The sequence below is a fragment of the Streptomyces sp. NPDC045470 genome, assembly GCF_040646595.1.
Classification (GTDB): domain Bacteria; phylum Actinomycetota; class Actinomycetes; order Streptomycetales; family Streptomycetaceae; genus Streptomyces.
On record NZ_JBEZAN010000060.1, the window covers coordinates 1 to 1454 of the forward strand.

The 1454-nt window shown below is 69.1% G+C and carries 1 protein-coding gene; it reads left to right on the forward strand.

Features of this window, described 5'->3' with window-relative positions; all coding sequences use genetic code 11:
* Positions 1 to 41 precede the first annotated feature (41 nt).
* Positions 42 to 1238: an IS4 family transposase gene (locus tag AB0A97_RS41640; RefSeq protein WP_361161317.1), complete on the forward strand. Its 1197-nt coding sequence runs from the start codon at positions 42 to 44 to the stop codon at positions 1236 to 1238.
* Positions 1239 to 1454: the final 216 nt, after the last annotated feature.

Below are 1454 nucleotides of genomic sequence, written 5' to 3' on the forward strand. Positions count from 1 at the left end.
CAATGCTGCTGACTTTATGCCTGGGTGGTCGTTGAGTTGGTGTGGCTGGTGTGCGGGCAGGTGGGGGTGGTCGGGTTGCGGACAGGATCGCGTTGGGTGTGCTGACGCGGGTCTTCCCGGCGGAGCTGATTGACGAGGTTGTCGCGAGTACCGGCCGTGGTGAGGTGCGGCGCCGGAAGCTGCCGGCTCGGGTGGTGGTCTACTTCGTGCTGGCGATGTGCCTGTTCCGGCCGGCTGGGTATGAGGAGGTGGCCCGGCTGCTGTCGGAGGGGCTGCGGGGGTGGGAGGTGCCGTGCACCGCGGCGATCAGCCGCGCTCGTGCCCGGCTGGGGCCGGAGCCGCTGCGGGCGCTGTTTGAGAGGGTGTGCCGGCCGGTGGCCGGGGCGGACACGGTTGGGGCGTGGTACCGGCGGTGGCGCCTGGTGGCGCTCGACGGGACCGCACTGGAGGTGCCGGACACCGCAGTGAACGCCGGGTATTTCGGCCGGGCGGTCTCCGATCGTGGTGCCGGTGCGTTTCCGCAGGTGCGGATGGTGGCGTTGGCCGAGTGCGGCACGCATGCGGTGTTCGGGGTGGCCATGGGTCCGTTCACGGTCAGTGAGGTGGCGCTGGTGGGGCAGCTGTGGGAGCACCTGGAGCCGGGAATGCTGGTGCTGGCGGACCGGAACTTCCCGGCCTTCCCGCGCTGGCGGGCTGCCTTGGCGAGTGGCGCGGACCTGCTGTGGCGGGTGAAGAGCAATGCGGTCCTGCCGGTGTGCCGGCAGCTGGACGACGGCTCGTACCTGTCGCAGATTTTCGCCTCTGCTGACTACTACCAGTGCGCGGACCCGCAGGACGTACGGGTCATCGAGTACACCCTGCCCGGGGGCACCGAGGTCTACCGGTTGATCACCTCGGTCCTCGACCCTGCTGAGGCGCCCGCTCGTGAGCTGGCCGTTCTCTACCACGAGCGGTGGGAGATCGAGACGCTGCTGGACGAGATTAAGGTTCACCAGCGCGGCCCGGGGGCGGTCCTGCGCTCGAAGGACCCCGACGGGGTGGCCCAGGAAGTCTACGGTTTCCTGCTGGTTCACCACGCGCTGCGGCAGCTTGCCCACCATGCGGCGCGTTCGCGCGGGGTGGATCCCGACCGGATCTCCTTCACCCGCACTCTGAACGCAGCCCGCCGCCAAGTCCCCGCCCAGGCGGGCTTTTCCCCCCGGGCGACTGGGCAGAGCCTTCCGGCGGTGCGTGGCTGAGATCGCCGGCCGGCTGCTGCCGGAACGCCGTGCCCGTTCATGCCCGCGCGTCGTAAAACGCAAGATGTCGCACTGGCCGCTCAAACGCTCCCACCACCACAACTGGCCCCAGACGCCGGCACCAACCGCCGAGACGATCACCATCACCCCGGCCTCCAGGACCACCTCCAAAGCCAAACGCAAGCTCCCCCGAAGTGCATAAAGTCAGCAGCATTA